The sequence below is a fragment of the Companilactobacillus metriopterae genome, from assembly GCF_002762335.1.
Taxonomy (GTDB): domain Bacteria; phylum Bacillota; class Bacilli; order Lactobacillales; family Lactobacillaceae; genus Companilactobacillus; species Companilactobacillus metriopterae.
This window is the reverse complement of the sequence record NZ_CP024610.1, coordinates 243,788-261,212: the sequence shown is the minus strand read 5'-3', so window position 1 is coordinate 261,212 and position 17,425 is coordinate 243,788. Positions and strand designations below refer to the sequence as shown.

Annotated in this window: 16 protein-coding genes; 11 read left to right on the top strand and 5 right to left on the bottom strand. The window is 32.5% G+C overall.

Features of this window, described 5'->3' with window-relative positions:
• Window positions 1-437 precede the first annotated feature (437 nt).
• The 8 genes from CS873_RS01300 (at window position 438) to CS873_RS01265 (ending at window position 10,261) form a co-directional block, all read left to right on the top strand.
• The gene (locus CS873_RS01300) at window positions 438-2,198 is read left to right on the top strand and encodes a DUF2207 domain-containing protein (protein WP_099974091.1); all 1,761 of its coding nucleotides are present in this window, start codon (window positions 438-440) and stop codon (window positions 2,196-2,198) included.
• Between the two features lie 159 nt (window positions 2,199-2,357).
• Entirely contained in the window at window positions 2,358-3,053 is a 696-nt protein-coding gene (locus CS873_RS01295; protein WP_099974090.1) for a hypothetical protein, read from the top strand.
• 12 nt (window positions 3,054-3,065) lie between these two features.
• Window positions 3,066-4,256, top strand: coding sequence for a hypothetical protein (locus CS873_RS01290; protein WP_099974089.1), 1,191 nt, complete (start codon window positions 3,066-3,068; stop codon window positions 4,254-4,256).
• The gene (locus tag CS873_RS01285; RefSeq protein WP_099974088.1) at window positions 4,253-4,969 is read left to right on the top strand and encodes an NEAT domain-containing protein; all 717 of its coding nucleotides are present in this window, start codon (window positions 4,253-4,255) and stop codon (window positions 4,967-4,969) included. Before CS873_RS01290 ends, CS873_RS01285 begins: the two co-directional genes overlap by 4 nt.
• A complete protein-coding gene (locus tag CS873_RS01280) occupies window positions 4,944-5,840 on the top strand; it encodes an ABC transporter substrate-binding protein (protein ID WP_099974087.1) in 897 nt (298 codons plus the stop codon). The genes CS873_RS01285 and CS873_RS01280 overlap by 26 nt, the downstream gene beginning before the upstream one ends.
• Window positions 5,830-6,789 carry an iron ABC transporter permease gene (locus CS873_RS01275; protein ID WP_138108117.1) on the top strand — a complete coding sequence of 320 codons (960 nt, stop codon included), beginning with the start codon at window positions 5,830-5,832 and terminating at the stop codon, window positions 6,787-6,789. The genes CS873_RS01280 and CS873_RS01275 overlap by 11 nt, the downstream gene beginning before the upstream one ends.
• Window positions 6,770-7,492 carry an ABC transporter ATP-binding protein gene (locus tag CS873_RS01270; RefSeq protein ID WP_099974085.1) on the top strand — a complete coding sequence of 241 codons (723 nt, stop codon included), beginning with the start codon at window positions 6,770-6,772 and terminating at the stop codon, window positions 7,490-7,492. Before CS873_RS01275 ends, CS873_RS01270 begins: the two co-directional genes overlap by 20 nt.
• A gap of 87 nt (window positions 7,493-7,579) precedes the next feature.
• Complete coding sequence (locus CS873_RS01265; protein WP_099974084.1) at window positions 7,580-10,261, top strand: glycoside hydrolase family 3 protein; 2,682 nt, start codon at window positions 7,580-7,582, stop codon at window positions 10,259-10,261.
• A gap of 41 nt (window positions 10,262-10,302) precedes the next feature.
• Here the strand turns inward: CS873_RS01265 and CS873_RS01260 are convergent, their stop codons facing one another.
• On the bottom strand, window positions 10,303-11,118 hold the full coding sequence (locus CS873_RS01260) for an SPFH domain-containing protein (protein ID WP_099974083.1): 816 nt from the start codon (window positions 11,116-11,118) through the stop codon (window positions 10,303-10,305).
• Window positions 11,118-11,411, bottom strand: a complete 294-nt coding sequence (locus tag CS873_RS01255; protein ID WP_138108116.1) for a hypothetical protein — start codon at window positions 11,409-11,411, stop codon at window positions 11,118-11,120. Before CS873_RS01255 ends, CS873_RS01260 begins: the two co-directional genes overlap by 1 nt.
• Before the next feature lie 158 nt (window positions 11,412-11,569).
• On the opposite strand from CS873_RS01255, the gene CS873_RS01250 reads away from it, so the two are divergent.
• The 3 genes from CS873_RS01250 (at window position 11,570) to CS873_RS01240 (ending at window position 15,329) form a co-directional block, all read left to right on the top strand.
• Entirely contained in the window at window positions 11,570-11,947 is a 378-nt protein-coding gene (locus CS873_RS01250; protein ID WP_099974081.1) for a hypothetical protein, read from the top strand.
• 212 nt (window positions 11,948-12,159) lie between these two features.
• Window positions 12,160-13,836, top strand: a complete 1,677-nt coding sequence (locus tag CS873_RS01245; protein ID WP_099974080.1) for a glycerol-3-phosphate dehydrogenase/oxidase — start codon at window positions 12,160-12,162, stop codon at window positions 13,834-13,836.
• A gap of 71 nt (window positions 13,837-13,907) precedes the next feature.
• The gene (locus tag CS873_RS01240; RefSeq protein ID WP_099974079.1) at window positions 13,908-15,329 is read left to right on the top strand and encodes an NAD-dependent succinate-semialdehyde dehydrogenase; all 1,422 of its coding nucleotides are present in this window, start codon (window positions 13,908-13,910) and stop codon (window positions 15,327-15,329) included.
• 61 nt (window positions 15,330-15,390) lie between these two features.
• Here the strand turns inward: CS873_RS01240 and dhaM are convergent, their stop codons facing one another.
• Genes dhaM through dhaK form a run of 3 tightly spaced genes read right to left on the bottom strand, consistent with a single transcriptional unit; the run spans window position 15,391 to window position 17,364 of the window.
• On the bottom strand, window positions 15,391-15,759 hold the full coding sequence (dhaM, locus tag CS873_RS01235; protein ID WP_099974078.1) for a dihydroxyacetone kinase phosphoryl donor subunit DhaM: 369 nt from the start codon (window positions 15,757-15,759) through the stop codon (window positions 15,391-15,393).
• Window positions 15,760-15,774: 15 nt separating this feature from the next.
• Window positions 15,775-16,356 carry a dihydroxyacetone kinase subunit DhaL gene (gene dhaL, locus CS873_RS01230; RefSeq protein WP_099974077.1) on the bottom strand — a complete coding sequence of 194 codons (582 nt, stop codon included), beginning with the start codon at window positions 16,354-16,356 and terminating at the stop codon, window positions 15,775-15,777.
• Window positions 16,357-16,368: 12 nt separating this feature from the next.
• Complete coding sequence (gene dhaK / locus CS873_RS01225; RefSeq protein WP_099974076.1) at window positions 16,369-17,364, bottom strand: dihydroxyacetone kinase subunit DhaK; 996 nt, start codon at window positions 17,362-17,364, stop codon at window positions 16,369-16,371.
• Window positions 17,365-17,425: the final 61 nt, after the last annotated feature.

Sequence of the window (17,425 nt, the reverse complement as noted above, 5' to 3'; positions counted from 1 at the left end):
CAATTTGGACCACAACTACCAATCCCAGAATTACCACTAGATCCAAACCAAAAACCTGAACATAAATAATAGGAGTATTACCAAATGATTATTTTTAATAAAATAATTTAATTTCTATTTATTAACTTTGAACAATACTATTTAAGCTTAGCTTAAGTTAAAACGCAGATAATGTGATTATTCTAAAAGAGAGGAGATAATAGATGATTATTTTAAACTCGATCAAAGGCGGAGTTTCTGCTGGAGCACACACATTCTCAAATGATCTAAATGCCTTGGGCAACTTTATTGGACAAGTATTTAGTTTCTAAAAAAATTCATGTATATTCCCCCTGAATCCAGACAAAATCTGGGTTCTTTTTTTTATAAAAAAAATTGTGACAAATATAATAAAAAAATATAAGATTAGGACATCAAGTTAATGGGGGTTAACGGGGATGAAATATACAATTTATTTGAGTATGACTTTTTTCTCTTTTTTGATGGCTTTAGTAATGTTTCAAGATAACGTATATGCACGATCTTACTCAGTAACTAATTATGATGAAGTTGTTGAAGTTAAGGATAATGGGGGTGCAGACGTTACTCAAAAGATTACCTATGATTTTAAAGGTAAATATAAAGGTGTCGAATTTGTACAAGATATCAGGGGAACTGGTGGCGGAACTTTGCCTAAAGTAACTTATTTTCCTGAAAATAAGAATTTGAAAATTAATTCAATTGGCTCTAGTGAAGAGCTTTTTGCTACTGCAGAGGGCAATTTATCTAATGAGAAAGTAACTTTTATCTACAAATACAGTTTGTCCGATTTAGTAACCAATTATAAAGATACTGCTCAAATAAATTGGAATGTTATTGGCAGCGAGTGGACTACTGATTTGTATAACGTAAATATAGTTTTTAAATTACCTAAGAGAAATATAAGTGGTTTGAAAGCTTGGACTCAGACTACTGGTAACGTTGAAAGAATCGTTGATAAAGAATCTGGTACAGTCACTTTCAAGATGGCAAAAAATAAATATAAGACTGCACTGTCTACTGATATAAGTTTCCCTCCAGAGGTAACTAACAATAATCTTAATGTAGTTAATAAAAATCAGCGAAATAACATAATTTCTTCTGAGAATAACTACGTCAAAGAGCAAAAAGAAAATCAAAAAACAAAACAAATGATTGCTACTACAATTTCAGCAATATTGGCAATTGCTGCATTGTTGATATATTTATTTCTTCGTTATAGATATAAGAAGATTGAAGTTAAAAAGAGTATCATATCCAATTCTATAAACCATTTAGGGGATGTTCCTGACGTTTCTTCAAGTGTTGCTCAGGTCATTCTTTACAATGAAAGACCTGATGAAAATGCCTTTACAGGAGATGTTCTAAAAGAATTAGCTGATCAAAATATCGAGCTAGTTGAAGACGATAAGAATTTTACTATTAACAGTCTGCAAGTTTCTGATAATTATCTGTTGAATTATTTAATTAATAAGATTGGAAATGGTCAATCTGTAAGTAACAAGGATATTGAAAAATATTCAAAATGGGATAACTTTGGGAGACTTGAGGAAGCCTATAGGAATTGGCAAAGATATACTATGGAAGAAGGTAGAACTTACTTTAACAAAGCCAGTGAAAGAATAGTTACAGGATCATCAATGAAACAGTATTTGATAGCTTTATTATTGATAATAATAAACGCAACTATGCTAATAGGAATTGGATTGCAAAGAAATATCAGTTTGCCTATCCTGATAGCTACTGTCGCATTCATGTTGTTTGTAGTAATAGATATAAAAATTAGACGTAAAAAGGTAACCATTTATAACGACAGCGGTAGTTTATTAATTAATGACTTTGAACAACTTGAAAAAATGTTTAAGAATATCGATAAAACTAATTTGAAAGATATCGGTGACATAGATTATTGGGCACAGATTGTTCCATATGCGACAGCATTTGGATTATCAAGACCTGTTATTGATGCAGTTAAGAAGACATTCCCAGATGCAGATATCGCAGAAAGTAATCTAAATTCGATCTTTAATTTTAGTAATGGATACTTCGCAGGAATATTTGCCGGTATATTTATCAGCGGAATAATTCTTGGAGGAGGAAACAGCAACCTATTCACCACAGGGGGAACAGACGGTTCATCTGGTGAATTTGGTGGCGGTTCCGGAGGAGGAGCTTTCTGATATTTATAATTTTAAAAAAGAACCTAACTATAAGTTAGGTTCTTTTTTATGTAAATGCATACAATGTTGGTTGACGAAATGCCTATACTGGGATAATCTAGAATTACATTTATCGATAATGGAAATGTGATAAATATAAATTAAATGGGGGATTATTTTATGAAAACAAGTAAAATTAAGTATCTTTGTGTTGCCTTACTAATTACAGGCGCAGTCGCAAGTACTTCAGGAATTATCACTAATGAAGGAAGTTCAGTGCGAGTAGCTCAAGCCGCTACTAATACATATACTTCAAATGTTGATTTATATTACAAGGGTCAAGCCTACACAAAGCGTGCATTATTCACAAATCCAGCTACCGTTGATTACAGCTCAACAGATTTAGCAAATGTAACTTTAACTTTGAGTAGTCTAGCTAAAACTAGTTTGGCAAGTATCGATATAAACGGATCAAAATATTATCCAAATAATGGCAAACTTGTTTTACCTTTGAAGACTGATGGATCATTTTCAGATGTGACAGTCAATATATCAGTTGTTGGATTGATTAATGAATCTCAACCAATGCAACTAAGAATAGCATCACCTAAGACAGAAACAACAACAGGTGGAAACACATCTAATGGCTCTGCCTTTGATAAAGAATTTGGATATAGTTACGATCCTATTAATCAATCGGTAACAACTAATAGTCAAATCGCCACTTTGTATGACGATAGTTACAATGTTGTTAAAAACCGTCTTCTTGCCGGAAATTCATCATGGTATACAGATAGAACTAGAACTGATTCTACTGGTACAAGATACTATCGTGTAGCAACTCATGAATGGGTTAAAGCTAGTTCATTAATTTAAGGGGAAATATTGATGAAAATGAATAGAATAAAATATACTTGTCTTACATTATTATCTTTAGGTATTGTTGGATTTAGTACAGCAGTTGTTGATGATGTAATAAATATTCAACAAGTTCAAGCAACTTCAACAAATGATTATCAATCAAATATTGATGTTTACTATAACGGTCAACCTTATACAAAACGACCATTATTTGATGGAATGGCTGATATAAAGACTTCTAATGGTCAAACTACCGCTACAATTCCTTTGAGTGATATTGCTAAAAAGTACCTGTCATCCATTGTTATAAATGGCAAAACATATCAAGCTACATCAGATGGTAAGATTACCTTACCAGTAAATTCTGATGGTAGTTTTAGTGATATGACAGTTAATATTAGTGTACCTGGATTGGTTAATGAGTCACAAAATATGCAATTAAGAATTGCAAAAACTAATTCATCTGTACAAACTTCTAATAACGTAACAAGTACAACTAACGTTGATGATAAGGCAGAAACAAAGACTGAAAGTTCAGTCACTGATCAACCGATAAATGTAGGAGATTACAGTTATCAAGTATTGAAAGAAGATTCCAATGATGGTATTTCAACTGCTAATCAATTCTTCACTCAAAAAACTACAGTAAAGCAAGCACAAAATGGTGAATACATTGTAGGGCTTGAAATGAAAACACCAGTTAGTTATGGATCAAATACTACTCAAATTTTATCAATCAATAATAGTCAGATAAATAAAGACGATATTACTACATATCAAAGTGGTGATTACTACTATATGGCTTTTGACTTTACTGTAAAAAGTTTGGATGAGCTTAATAACTTAGTTCCTGCCAAAATTAAAGTAGATATAGATAGTTATTCATATCATGAAACTTACAACATTAACTTTAAATTTAGTAAGTCCGATGGGGACAACAATACACAAGTGGAATTACCAATTGTATCTGGTTTATCAAACGATAAATCAAATGGTGGTTCTGCTCCTTCTCTACCTAGTTTCACAGGGGTAAGTTCATCACCAATGATGCCATCATCGTCAGGAAACTCAGGTAGTTCGTTACCATCATATAGTGGAATGCTACCTCAAACAAGCAGTAAAGCTTTGCCTCAATATATTTCATATGCGGGATTTATATTACTTTCAATAGCTATGTTTAATATTGCACGTACAAAGTTTTCTGAGGACTTGCTATGAAGAAAATAGTTTCTCTGGTTTTTATAACGCTTGCTACAATTTTAGGTATTACTTTAACAAGTAATATTCAAGATGTTAAAGCTGATGCTGTTAACTATACAGTTGTCCAACCAAGTGGCGCTACAAGTTATGCCGATGCATATTTTTCTAAACCTGCTACAGTAAATGTTGTAAATAATTCTTATCAAGTGTCTTACACAGTTAAGACTGATAAAAAATTAGGTTCTTGGCCTGTTAGAATTTTATCTATGAATGTTCAAACAACAGGTATTAAAAATAGTGAGGATGCAAATTTTTACTATACAACAATTACTTTTACTTCTAATCAATTAAGTAATATTACAGGTACAATGAAAGTTGATATTGACAGTATCGATTATCACCATACATATCCATTTGGCTTAATGTTCAGTAACTATCCTAAATTGAACAATTCAAATAATTCACAGCAATCAGCTGCTGCACAACCAGAGAATTCAAATGCTGATAGCAATGCGAATAATTCTGAAAAGAAATCTGACAAAGATAAAAAGCCAAAAAAGAAAACTGACAAAAAGAAATCACCAAAATCAAGCAATAAAAGTGATAAAAAGAAATCAACCAAAAAAGACGAAAATCATAAGACTAACATTCCTCAAATATCTGCCGCTGTGGCAGTTGGTGCATTAGCACTCGGTGGAGGATTCTTTGCAAAAAAGAAAAAGTTATTCTAAGACAATAATTTTCGTCTTTTTTCTTTGGTTGATAGGATTAGGTTCAATTTTTTCTTTAAATGTATTATCAAAAAGTACAGATAATACTAAGAATGACAATGCTCCGGTTGTTACAACATATGCATTAGTTCAGATGGCAGACACCCTTCATATAGACTTAAAAGGAATACCAACAACAAGTTATAGCATTCCCAAAAGATATAACGGTGTTACAAAAGTTGGAAGTCCAATGTCTCCAAATATGGAGAAAATAAAGAAGTTGAATGCTAATCAGGTCTATGCTGTAACTACTCTTAAGGATACTTTGAATGAAGGATTTAAAAGTAACGGCATAAATGTTACATATGTTGATTTACAAAATATTGATAGCTTAAAAAGTTCTCTGAATTCAATGGCAAAAAAATGTGGTAAACAAAAATATGCTGACGAGTATAACGCCAAGCTCGATAGAAGCGTCAATAAAATAAAACAAGATAACAAAAATAACAAACCAAAAAAAGTGTTAATTCTTTTTGGAATGCCTGGAGGAAGTTATCTGCAGGCAACTAGTAATTCATATATAGGATCACTAGTAAGTACTACAAATAATAAAGTAATCGAATCAGATACTAGTGGTGAGTACGTCTCAGTTAATATGGAAGAGGTTCAAAAAGCTAAACCTGATATTGTTATATGTTTAGCTCATGCTATGCCTGATGTAGTAAAGAAAGACTTTCAAACGGAATTTTCCAGTAATCAAGTTTGGCAGCAGATGCCCGCTTTTAAAAATGGAAAAGTATTCTATTTGAAAGAACCGTTATACTCTTCAACCGCTAATATGAATGTTATTCGTGCTTTAAATGGGATAAATAAAATTGTCAATGGAAAGTAAAACAAGACTCAATAAATTTCTAATATTTAATGCTGCCCTATTGTTGATATTACTCTACTTGAATATCAGCTTTTGTGATAGTAGCGTTATAAATCCTTTTAATGTCAAAGGTACAAATGCAGCTGTGTTACAGTTGAGATTGTCCAGAACAGTAGTAGCAATGTTTACAGGCGCATTAATATCAATTTCAGGACTGTATTTACAATTGATATTTAGAAACAATCTAGTTGATCCTGGTTTAGTTGGATTGACATCCAGTGCTAGTTTTTTTAAAAATTTATTAGTAATTTTTCTGCCAATATTTCTAGGTTCAAAAATTATATATGGCGCTGTTGGATCATTATTATTAATTGGAATCTTGGTTTGGATTAAAGAAAAAGATGTTAGTCCTACAAAATTTGTTTTATTTGGTGTTTGTCTAAGTGTTTTCTTTACATGTTTAAATCAGATACTGAATTATATAACTCATAACCAAGAATCTTCAATTTTTGCTGGATTTAATTTAATTAGTTCGAATCAAGCATACCTAATGATTATTTTAGGATGTATATTACTGACTTTATTGATTTTATTTGATAAATATATTCCATATTACTCTTTTAATGACAACAAAATTATTGAGTTAGGAATAGACATCCGAAAAATAAATATTTATATATTATTAATAATCAGTATCGTTATATCAACTGTGGTTGGAATAGTTGGTGAATTCTTATTCTTAGGAATTGTTATACCTAATATTGTTAAACAAATTGATGGTATAAAAACTAATCAATACTTTATCGACACAATTTTACTCGGTTCAAATCTGATGATTCTTTCTGACTTTTTGGGAAGAAATCTATTCTATCCGGTGGAAATACCTGCGGCTTTAATTTGTAATATAATCTGTGCACCAATATTATTTTATTTTGTAATTAGGGGGAGCAATGGAAGCGAAGAATATTAGTTATTCATATGATGAAAAAACAGTTATTGATAATCTTTCAATAGAACTCCCCGATAAAGGAATTACTTCAATTATTGGTCCAAATGGTAGCGGTAAAAGTACTTTATTGAAGATACTTACAGGACAAATTAAAGATTACCAAGGAAACGTATTTTATAACGATAACAACTTGAGGGAGATCTCAATTAAAAATCGATCAAGTATAGTTGCTTATTTTAATCAACGTGAGAAAATCTATGGATCAATAAGTGTTCAATCTATTTTAGATTTGAGTAATCACCATGATATTGATTATTCAGAGTATTTAGAATATCTTAATTTAACTGATAAATTGGATGTTCCTTTCAATTCTTTGTCTGGTGGTCAACAGCAAGTATTGCTTATTATAGCGGTCTTAATTGAGTCAACAGAATATGTATATCTTGATGAACCCTTTAATAACCTGGATCCTAAGTATAAAAAACAAGTTGTTAAATTGATAAAAGATGTAAAAAATAAGCAATCGTTTTTTATTGTGGATCATGATTTAGATACTCTTGCGCAGTTATCTGATTATGTAATTTTGTACAATAACGGATCAATAATTAAGCAGGGAAAAACAACTGATATTATTCAAAAAGATTCACTAGAAAACACTTTTGAAACAGAATTCAATTTTAATCTTGATAATGATGGTAATTCTAGAATTTTTCAATCATTTTAAGAAGTACATATCTATGTGCTTTTTTATTTTGATTAACATTGTAATCGTTTTTATAAATGTTAAAATAATCACGTATAAAAAAGGGGTGTGAAGATTATCAAAAAATATCGAAAATATTTATACTTGTTTGCAGCATCATCAATAATTATTGGCGGATCTGTATTATTTTTAAGTAAGTCAAATAAGGTTTCAGCGGCAACTGTAGATCCTACAGAAACAACAGATGAGAAGAATAATGCTGATCTTTCACAACAGGCAGCAGCTGATTCTATGGTTCTACTACAAAACAAGAACAATGCTTTACCAGTATCAACTGACGATGCAGTTGCATTGTATGGTGGTGGAGCTTATGGAACGATAAAAGGTGGAACTGGATCGGGAGATAGTAATCCTAGAGATACGGTTAACGTCTGGGATGGATTAAATGATAGTGGTTATAAAATAACATCAGACGAATATTTAAATGATACTAAGAGTGATTATGATCAAAAGAAGCAAGATTATGACAATGAAGGCAATTCTTTATTATCGACATTTAAATATGATGATAAAGCTATTACTCAAGAAGAATTTGATTCTGCTCCCGCAGATGTCGGTATCTATGTACTTCAACGTAATTCTGGAGAAGGAGCTGATCGTACAGATACAAAAGGTGACTATCTGTTAACAGACAATGAATATCAAAATATCAAAAAAATGTCTGAAACTTATGAAAAGAGCATAGTTTTACTTAATATTGGTGCTCCTATCGATACAAAACGGATTGATGAAATGCCAGACTTAGATGCAGTTTTACTCATGTCACAAGCAGGACAACGAGGTGGTAATGCTGTTGCCGATATTATAAGTGGTAAAGTAACTCCATCAGGTAAACTGACTGATACGTGGGCATATAATTACTCTGATTATCCATCTTCAGATACTTTTAGTAAAAATGATAACAATTCAGAACTTGAAAATTACAATGAAGGTATCTACGTAGGTTATCGTTATTTTGATACTTATAATGTGACTCCTCATTATGAATTTGGATATGGTGAGTCGTACACAAACTTCAATATTGAACCACAAAGTACAATGCTAAGTGGCAACAAAATTACTACACAAGTAAAAGTTACAAATACAGGCAACAAGTATTCTGGAAAAGAAGTTGTCCAAGTTTATTACTCAGCACCAGATGGAACGGTTGATAAAGCTTATCAAAATTTGGTTGCTTACGCTAAAACAAAGAATTTAGCACCAGGAGAAAGTCAAAATTTAGTAATTACTTTTGATGCTTCAAATATGGCTAGTTATGATATTGAAAAAGCTGCCTATGTTATGGACGCTGGAGACTATACATTACTAGTAGGTGACAGCTCAAGAAATACTAAGGTTTCAGCAGTTTTAAACTTACCGGAAACTGTTATAACAGAACAATTATCTAATAAGGTAATGCCTGCTAATGATCCAACTGAATTGCACGCACAACCTTCTAATTCAAACATATCTAAGAATATGGATAAGTCAGGTGCGGTTAAGCTTAATTTAGATCCTGATTCATTGAATTTGGTTAATGGAGATAATGCATCAAAATACGATTCAAATTCAACTACAACGTTAATAACGGATGATTCACAAGTAGCAAATTTACCAGATAATGGTATGAATCAGAATATCGAAAATGTTGGATATGTGGCAACTTCTTATACATTGAAAGATGTCTACGATCATAAGATAACTATGGATCAGTTTGTGGCTAGTTTATCAGCAAAACAATTGAGTTTGATAGTAAATGGAAGCATGACCTTTAAAGGCACTAATTTTAATGACATTATGTCAGAATTAACAGAAAATCCTTCTATAGTTGGTAATGCCTCAACTCAAGTTAAGGGTGCAGCAGGACAAACAACTGATACATTAGTAAATAAGGGTGTTCCAATTACAGTCAATGCAGATGGACCAGCTGGTTTGCGTCTAACAAATGAGTATACTGATATGGGAAAAACATATTATCAATACGCTACTGCGTGGCCAATAGGTACTCTGTTAGCTCAATCATGGGATAAAGATATGATTGAAAAAATTGGTCGTCAAACTGGTCAAGAAATGATTAAGTTTGGTGTTGATACTTGGTTAGCACCGGGAATGAATATCCATCGTAATCCTTTAAATGGACGTAATTTTGAATATTATTCAGAAGATCCATTAGTTTCTGGAGTATCAGCAACTGCCATGACTAGAGGAGTACAGTCTAACCCTGGTGTTGGAACAACCATAAAACACTTTGTTGCTAATAACCAAGAAGAAGACCGTATGACAAGTGATTCAGTAATTGGTGAACAAGCACTTAGAGAAATTTATCTAAAAGGCTTTGAGATTGCTGTTAAGGATTCACAACCAGAATTTATAATGTCATCTTATAACAAGGTAAATGGTGTATATAATTCAACAAATTATGAATTATTAACAGATATTTTACGTGGTGAATGGGGTTATAAAGGATCTGTAATGACTGATTGGTTTAGTGTTGGAGGATTAGAAACTTCAGCTGAATCAATACATGCCGGAAATGATTTAATCATGCCTGGTGGTACAGTGAGCCATATTCAAGAAAATGTTTCAAAAACTGGTGAAAATGGCAACAAGTTAATGCTAGGTGACTTGCAATTATCTGCCAAGAGAATTTTGACATATATTATGAATACAAATTCCTTTGCTAAGGCAAATAAGGTAACAGTTGATAGTTATACACCAGCTGATGTAAGTGATGTTTTCACAGTTAAATAAATAAAAAAGTATACCTTGTAGGTATACTTTTTTTGTTTATATTATTTTTTTGTTCCTAGAAGTTTACCGGCAACAGGTAATTTACCAAGTTCGGTAATTTCATCAGATGGTATTACGATGGTATTTGATTCTGATTTAGCTAAATCAGAGAATGCTGTAATGGATTGATTCTTAAAGTACTTATCATCAGCATTTGATAGTCCAGTTTGGATAGTATCAATACGATACTTTTCAGCATCAGCTCTAGTTTTTGTAGCATTTGCTTCGGCTTCAGCCGTAGCAACAAGAGCATCATTTTTAGCTTTAGTTGTTAGTTCGATTGATTTAGCTTCACCTTCAGCTTTGGCAATGGAAGCAACTCTTTCACGATCAGCTGTAAGTTGCTTGTCCATCGCTGCTTGAATAGAAGTAGAAGGTGTTAATTCATCAATGTTTATACGATCAACATTGATACCGTAAGTATTTGTTAAATCACCGATAGCTAATGCTAACTCTTGGTTAATTTTAGCAGTTGAACCTAAAGCTTCGTTCAAATCCATGCGTCCAATAATATCACGTAGATGACCACGAACTAGCTGTGACATAGATTCTACTGAATCTGTATTTTCATATGTGTATTTAACAGAATTAGTAACATGGTAGTTTAATGTTAAACTTGCACGTACGTCGGCATTATCCTTTGTAATAATTGAATAATTAGGTAAAGATAGTGGTGACATAGCAAGACTGACCTTACGAACTCTTTGAACAAAAGGGATGTAGAAATGTAAGCCAGATTCAACACTTCTACGATATTTACCTAGTGTTTCAATTAAACCTTGATTATTTTGACGAACAATTGTTATCCCAAATGCCATTATTTTTCCCCATTTCGACCTATAATTATAATATTTCCAGTGGCGTTTTTAATTATGTAAGTTTCTTTTTTATCTATTTTAGTTAAATTTTCATCTAACTTATATCTATAGAAAATTCCATGAATTAATACTAGATCATCTTTTTCAAAAATATTTTTTCCATCAATTTCTTGACCTACAACATTTCTAATTTCAAAATTGGATTCAGCATTAGAGATGCTATTATCAAGAGCATTAATCACTATATCTTCAATAGAAAGATTATCTTTCTTTGCTTGATTTTTTAATCTCAAAAAAAGATCATCCGATAATTTTAATTCCAAACTATGCAAAATAAGTCACCCCTTTCTTATTATTAATATAATTATACTGTATTTGGTTTAATAAAATATAATTTGATATATCTTTTTTATATTTAATTGTATACTCAAGAGAAAAAAGGAGATCACTTATGACTAATATTACAAGTTATGAAAATTTAAGATCGGTTTTTAACCCTCGAGTTTCAGAAAAGTTGCAGTTACCAGCTGAATACAACGAAGGACTATTTGTTGCTGTAGAGAATGATCCCATAACTATCAGTTTGGAAATTTCAGGAGACCAAGTTACTAAAATAATTATTCATTCTAAGTTAGATGAAACACCATTGTATGACGAAACATTTATGGGTTTTGAAGGAGGAATGAACTGGTCTTCCATGAAATTCTTTAATGGTTATCAAAAGGCAATTAAAGAACATACTGATGTATTAGCTCAAGATCATGGAATTTCTGTAAATCATGAAGCAAAGAATGTAAATAACTTAACAGTTACAATTACTAAGGACTAAAAAGAATAATTTCACAAACTAGGAGAACCCCCGAAGGGAGTTCTCTTTTTTAATATAAATGTTGAAAAATAAGGAAATTTTCTTAAAAATTGTGCATAAAAAAAATATTTTCAAAAAATTACCTATATTCGTTTGTGAAATTGAATTATTTCTGTTATAACTATATATGAAGCTACAAGAAAACGCTTACTAAAATTTGGAGGCAACATTAAATGGTTGAATTTAACAGTAAAACAAGACTTGCAGATCTTAAAAAAATGCAAGAAGAAGAATTAGATATTCTAGTTATCGGTGGGGGAATTACTGGTGCTGGTATCGTTTTGGATGCAAAGACTCGTGGTCTAAATGCTGGACTACTAGAAATGCGTGATTTTTCATCAGGTACTTCTAGTCGTTCAACAAAACTAGTCCATGGTGGACTACGTTATTTAGCACAATTTGCTATTAAGGAAGTTCATGAAGTTGGATCTGAACGTGCTATCGTTTATGAAAATGCACCTCATGTAACAACACCATTGAAAATGATGCTACCTTTCTACAAGGGTGGTACATATGGTCGTTACTCAACAGCTCTAGGTCTAGATGTTTATGATCGCTTGGCAATGGTTCGTAAGAGCGAACGTAAATTCATGCTAAATCCTACAGACTCATTGGAACGTGAACCATACTTGAAGAGCGAAGGATTACAAGGTACAGGTGTTTATGTTGAATACCGTACAGATGACTCACGTCTAGTTACAGAAGTTATCAAAAAAGCTCATGAAGATGGAGCACTTTTGGCTAACTACGCTAAAGTAACTAACATTACATATAATGACAAAGGCCAAGCAGATGGTGTTGAATTTGTTGATCAAATTACTGGTGAAACAGGAACAATTCATGCAAAACGTATCGTAAATGCTGCTGGTCCTTGGGTTGATGATATTCGTAAGATGGATGGTTCTGATGTTGGTAAACATCTACATCTAACAAAGGGTGTTCACTTGATTGTTGACCAATCAAAATTCCCAATTTCAAACTCAATCTTCTTTGATACACCATTCAATGACAAACGTATGATGTTTGCTATTCCTCGTGAAGGAAAAACATACTTCGGTACAACTGATACAACTTGGGAAGAAGATCCAAAAGAACCATCAGTTACAAAACAAGATGTTAACTACATCTTGAAAGCAGTAAATGGTATGTTCGATATCGAACCACTAACATTCGATGATGTTGAATCTGCATGGTCTGGTGTACGTCCTCTTATCCAAGAAGAAGGTAAAGATCCTTCAGAAATTTCTCGTAAAGATGAAATTTTCCACTCAGATTCAGGACTATATTCAATTGCCGGTGGTAAATTGACTGGTTATCGTAAGATGGCTGAAAAAATTGTTAATAAAGTATTGAAAGATATTACAGAAAATTATCCTGGATACACATACAAGAAAGCAGCTACTGAAAAACTAGCTCTATCTGGTGGATATCCTAACGGTAGTGAAGAATTCTTAGCTTCAATTGATGGTTCTATTCAACGTGGTGTTGATAAAGAACTTACAGAAGAACAAGCAAGTAAGCTAGTTCATCGTTATGGAAGTAACATTGATGCTGTATATGAATATGTTGACGAAGCAAAATCAGCTGATACAAAACTAGATCCAGTTGATTATGCACAATTGCACTATGCAATGGAACAAGAACTTGCAATGCATCCAATTGATTATCTTCTACGTCGTAGTAGTCAAATGTTGTTTGATTTCGATCACATGAATTCAATTAAAGATAATATTATTGATGAAATGGCAAATTATTATGACTGGGACGATGCTACAAAAGCTCAATTGACTAAAGAAGTTCAAGATCAAATTGAAGTTCGTCAAGAATTTAAAGAAGGCGTTAAAGCTTAATTCTAATAAAAAGCGACTAGCTAATTTAGCTAGTCGCTTTTTGTCTAAAATTGATACAACAGGAGAATGTCATGAAAGAACAAGATTATAAATATAAAACAATAAATCCTTACAACAATGAATTTGTAAAAGGATTTCCTAATACAACTGATGATGAAATAAAAGAAACCTTAGAAATAAGTGACAAACTATACCATGATTGGAAAAAGCAAGATATATCAGAACGTGCAAAAATTTTAAAGAATATTGCTAAGGTATTCCGTGAAAATTCTGATGAGTTAGCTAAAATAGCTACTATTGATATGGGTAAACTTATCTCTGAATCAAAAGGTGAAGTAGAAGTCTGTGCTATGATCGCTGACTACTTTGCTGATAATGCAGAAGAGATGCTAAAACCTAAAAAAATCAACACTATTGCAACCGGAGAAGCTACTGTAGAAATGAATTCTACAGGGGTAATTATGGCCGTAGAACCATGGAATTTCCCATACTATCAAATTATGCGTGTGTTTGCTCCTAATTTTATGGTTGGTAATCCTATGATTTTGAAAGATGCGGCTAATATTCCTACGTCAGCACAAACATTCGAAGATATGGTTATTAAAGCTGGTGCTCCCAAAGGTAGTATAACTAACTTGTTTATAAGCTATGATCAAGTATCAGATATTATTGCTGATAAACGAGTTCAAGGTGTCGCCCTAACAGGATCAGAACGTGGTGGAAAATCAGTAGCACAAATTGCTGGTGCAAATATCAAAAAGAGTACGATGGAATTAGGTGGTATGGATGCATTTATCGTTTTAGGTGATGCTGATATGGAACAGGTTAATAAAACAGCTTTTGGAGCACGTTTGGCAAACGCTGGACAAGTTTGTGTATCTGCAAAAAGATTTATTGTGATGGACAATGTATACGATGAATTTCTAGAAAATCTGAAGGATAATTTCGAAAAAGTTATTCCTGGTGATCCACTAGATACTAAGACAACACTTGCTCCTATGAATACCAAAAAGGCTAAAGATAAGCTTCAACAACAAGTAGATGAAGCTATATCTGCTGGAGCAAAAGTTTATTATGGTAACGAACCAATCGACTTGGAAGGACAATTTTTCCAACCAACTATCTTGACAGATATCTATAAAGAGAATCCTGCATATCACACTGAAATGTTTGGACCAGTAGCACATGTTTATAAGGTTCATTCAGAACAAGAAGCAATCGATTTGGCAAATGATTCTGACTTTGGTTTAGGAGGAATTGTCTTTGCTGGAGACGAAAACCATGGTGCTGAAGTCGCTTCAAAACTTGAAACAGGTATGGTTTATGTAAATAGCTTTGTTGTAACGCTACCAGAATTGCCATTTGGAGGAGTAAAGAATTCTGGATATGGTCGCGAAATGAGCGAATTAGGACTAAAAGCATTCGTAAATGAAAAACTAATTTTAAAAGCTCCAAAACCAGATTTTGAAAATTTGGCTGGTGGAATTGGATAAAACAAAAAAACTATTCATCAATTATGATGAATAGTTTTTTTGCTTATCAAGTGATAAAGATCTATTTAATTTTAAGTGGAGCTAGTGATTCCTCTATACTTTCAATAGGTGATGATATTTGTGCCAAGGTTGCTGCAGTATAAGCACCTTCCACAAAAGCTACATCAAATTTTTCAATGTCTCTATCAGTAAATTCCATTAGCATTTCTAGATTCATTTTTGAACTTCCTAAATCATAAAAAGCTAAAATTTTATCACCAGTATTTTCGTCTATTGCTGCTTGAATTTTTTCAGGAGAAGAACCAATATCGTTGTCTTCAGTTCCTCCAGCGTAAGTAATAGATAAATCAGGCGCTGCTTCTTTTATTAATTTTGTAACGCCTAAAGCAATTTCATTTACATGGGAAACTATAAGTATTCCGTACTTCATATATTTTTACACTTCCTATATTTGATTTAATAGAGCTTTGAATAATAGCTCACTAGATTTTGCCCCTGGATCAAGATGACCAACTGATTGTTCACCAAGATAGCTTGCACGTCCCTTAGTAGCAACTATGTCTTTTGTGTTATTTAGGGCTTTCTCAATTACTTCACTGTTTAGTTTATCATCTGATAAACTATCTGCAACTGGTTGCCATACATCAATCATGGTTTTCATTTTTACATCTGATTCACCACGTCTTTTAATTCCATCAGTACCTATTTGGATTAAATCTGCAAGTTCAATATTTTCTGATTTCACAGCTTTTGCCATGTCCATGAAGGCAGTTCCGTATAACGGTCCTGAAGCTCCACCAACTTTATTTACTAGGCTCATAGCTGTTGTCATGTAAAGTTTAGCAACATCAGTAGCAGGTTTATTTTGTAGCGCCTCTTGCGCTGCTTTAACCCCTCGTTCCATGTTTGTTCCATGGTCACCATCTCCGATTGCGGTGTCTAATTCATTAAGTAAATCTTTGTTTTCAATAATACTTTCAAAAAATTCGTTTAACCAGTTTTGAGCTTGTTCTAATTCTAATTTCATTTTTATATTCTCCTACCATCCGATTGTTGTAACAGGTTCATTTAAATAATTGATAAGTTGATCATCAACTTTGGATATTGTTAAAGATAATCCTTGCATATCGATAGAAGTAACCAAATTACCAACTTTTGAATATTCAACGTTGAAGTTTTTATCTTTTAGAATATCTAGTACATCATTTGTAAAAATATATTGTTCCATTAATGGAGTTGCACCCATACCGTTGACTAATACTGAATATTTAGCGGAAGTGTTGTTTTCAAAGGAATCCATAATTTTGGAAGTAAGCTCTTCAGCAATTTCTTTAGAAGAACGTAATTTTTCAACAGAATATCCACGTTCATTATGTATACCTATTCCGAATTCAATTTCGTCATTTTGTAGCTCAAATCCTGGATGTCCAACAGCAGGTACAGTTGCTGCACTTAAAGCAATACCAATTGTATGAGTTTGATTAATTACCTTTTCTCCTAGAGCTTTTAGATCAGTTAAATTTAAATCTGATCTGGCTGCAGCTCCCAGAATTTTTTCAACAAGAACAGTTCCGGCAACACCACGTTTACCCTGTGTATATTCACTATTTTCAACTGAGATGTCATCGTCCACTATTATTTGTTCAACTTTGATATCATCAAAGTCTGCCATTTCCTTTGCCATATCAAAATTCATGACGTCACCGGAATAGTTTTTGACTATTAGTAGAACACCTTCACCGTTATCACTTGCTTTGATTGCTTCATATATCTGATCCGGTGTGGGAGAAGTAAATATTTCACCACAGACAGCTGCAGATAGCATTCCGTCGCCAACAAATCCTGCGTGAAGTGGTTCGTGACCACTTCCACCACCAGAAACTAGACCAACAATTTTATTTTTTTTGAAATTTTCATCATTTCTAATAATTGCCTGAGTTCCATCAATTTGTTTGATTAAATCAGGATATGCTTTTGTCATACCACTTACCATTTCTGGTACTATATCTTCAACTTTATTCATTATTTTTTTCATAGATATGCTCCTAGCAAGATTAAATTTTAGATCTAATATTTACAATATATTAATTTTAACA

Coding starts and splice junctions, on each gene's coding strand:
- CS873_RS01300 (WP_099974091.1), top strand. CDS start 438: ATGAAATATACAATTTATTTGAGTATGACTTTTTTCTCTTTTTTGATG.
- CS873_RS01295 (WP_099974090.1), top strand. CDS start 2,358: ATGAAAACAAGTAAAATTAAGTATCTTTGTGTTGCCTTACTAATTACA.
- CS873_RS01290 (WP_099974089.1), top strand. CDS start 3,066: ATGAAAATGAATAGAATAAAATATACTTGTCTTACATTATTATCTTTA.
- CS873_RS01285 (WP_099974088.1), top strand. CDS start 4,253: ATGAAGAAAATAGTTTCTCTGGTTTTTATAACGCTTGCTACAATTTTA.
- CS873_RS01275 (WP_138108117.1), top strand. CDS start 5,830: ATGGAAAGTAAAACAAGACTCAATAAATTTCTAATATTTAATGCTGCC.
- CS873_RS01270 (WP_099974085.1), top strand. CDS start 6,770: ATGGAAGCGAAGAATATTAGTTATTCATATGATGAAAAAACAGTTATT.
- CS873_RS01260 (WP_099974083.1), bottom strand. CDS start 11,118: ATGGCATTTGGGATAACAATTGTTCGTCAAAATAATCAAGGTTTAATT.
- CS873_RS01250 (WP_099974081.1), top strand. CDS start 11,570: ATGACTAATATTACAAGTTATGAAAATTTAAGATCGGTTTTTAACCCT.
- CS873_RS01245 (WP_099974080.1), top strand. CDS start 12,160: ATGGTTGAATTTAACAGTAAAACAAGACTTGCAGATCTTAAAAAAATG.
- CS873_RS01240 (WP_099974079.1), top strand. CDS start 13,908: ATGAAAGAACAAGATTATAAATATAAAACAATAAATCCTTACAACAAT.
- dhaM (WP_099974078.1), bottom strand. CDS start 15,759: ATGAAGTACGGAATACTTATAGTTTCCCATGTAAATGAAATTGCTTTA.
- dhaL (WP_099974077.1), bottom strand. CDS start 16,356: ATGAAATTAGAATTAGAACAAGCTCAAAACTGGTTAAACGAATTTTTT.
- dhaK (WP_099974076.1), bottom strand. CDS start 17,364: ATGAAAAAAATAATGAATAAAGTTGAAGATATAGTACCAGAAATGGTA.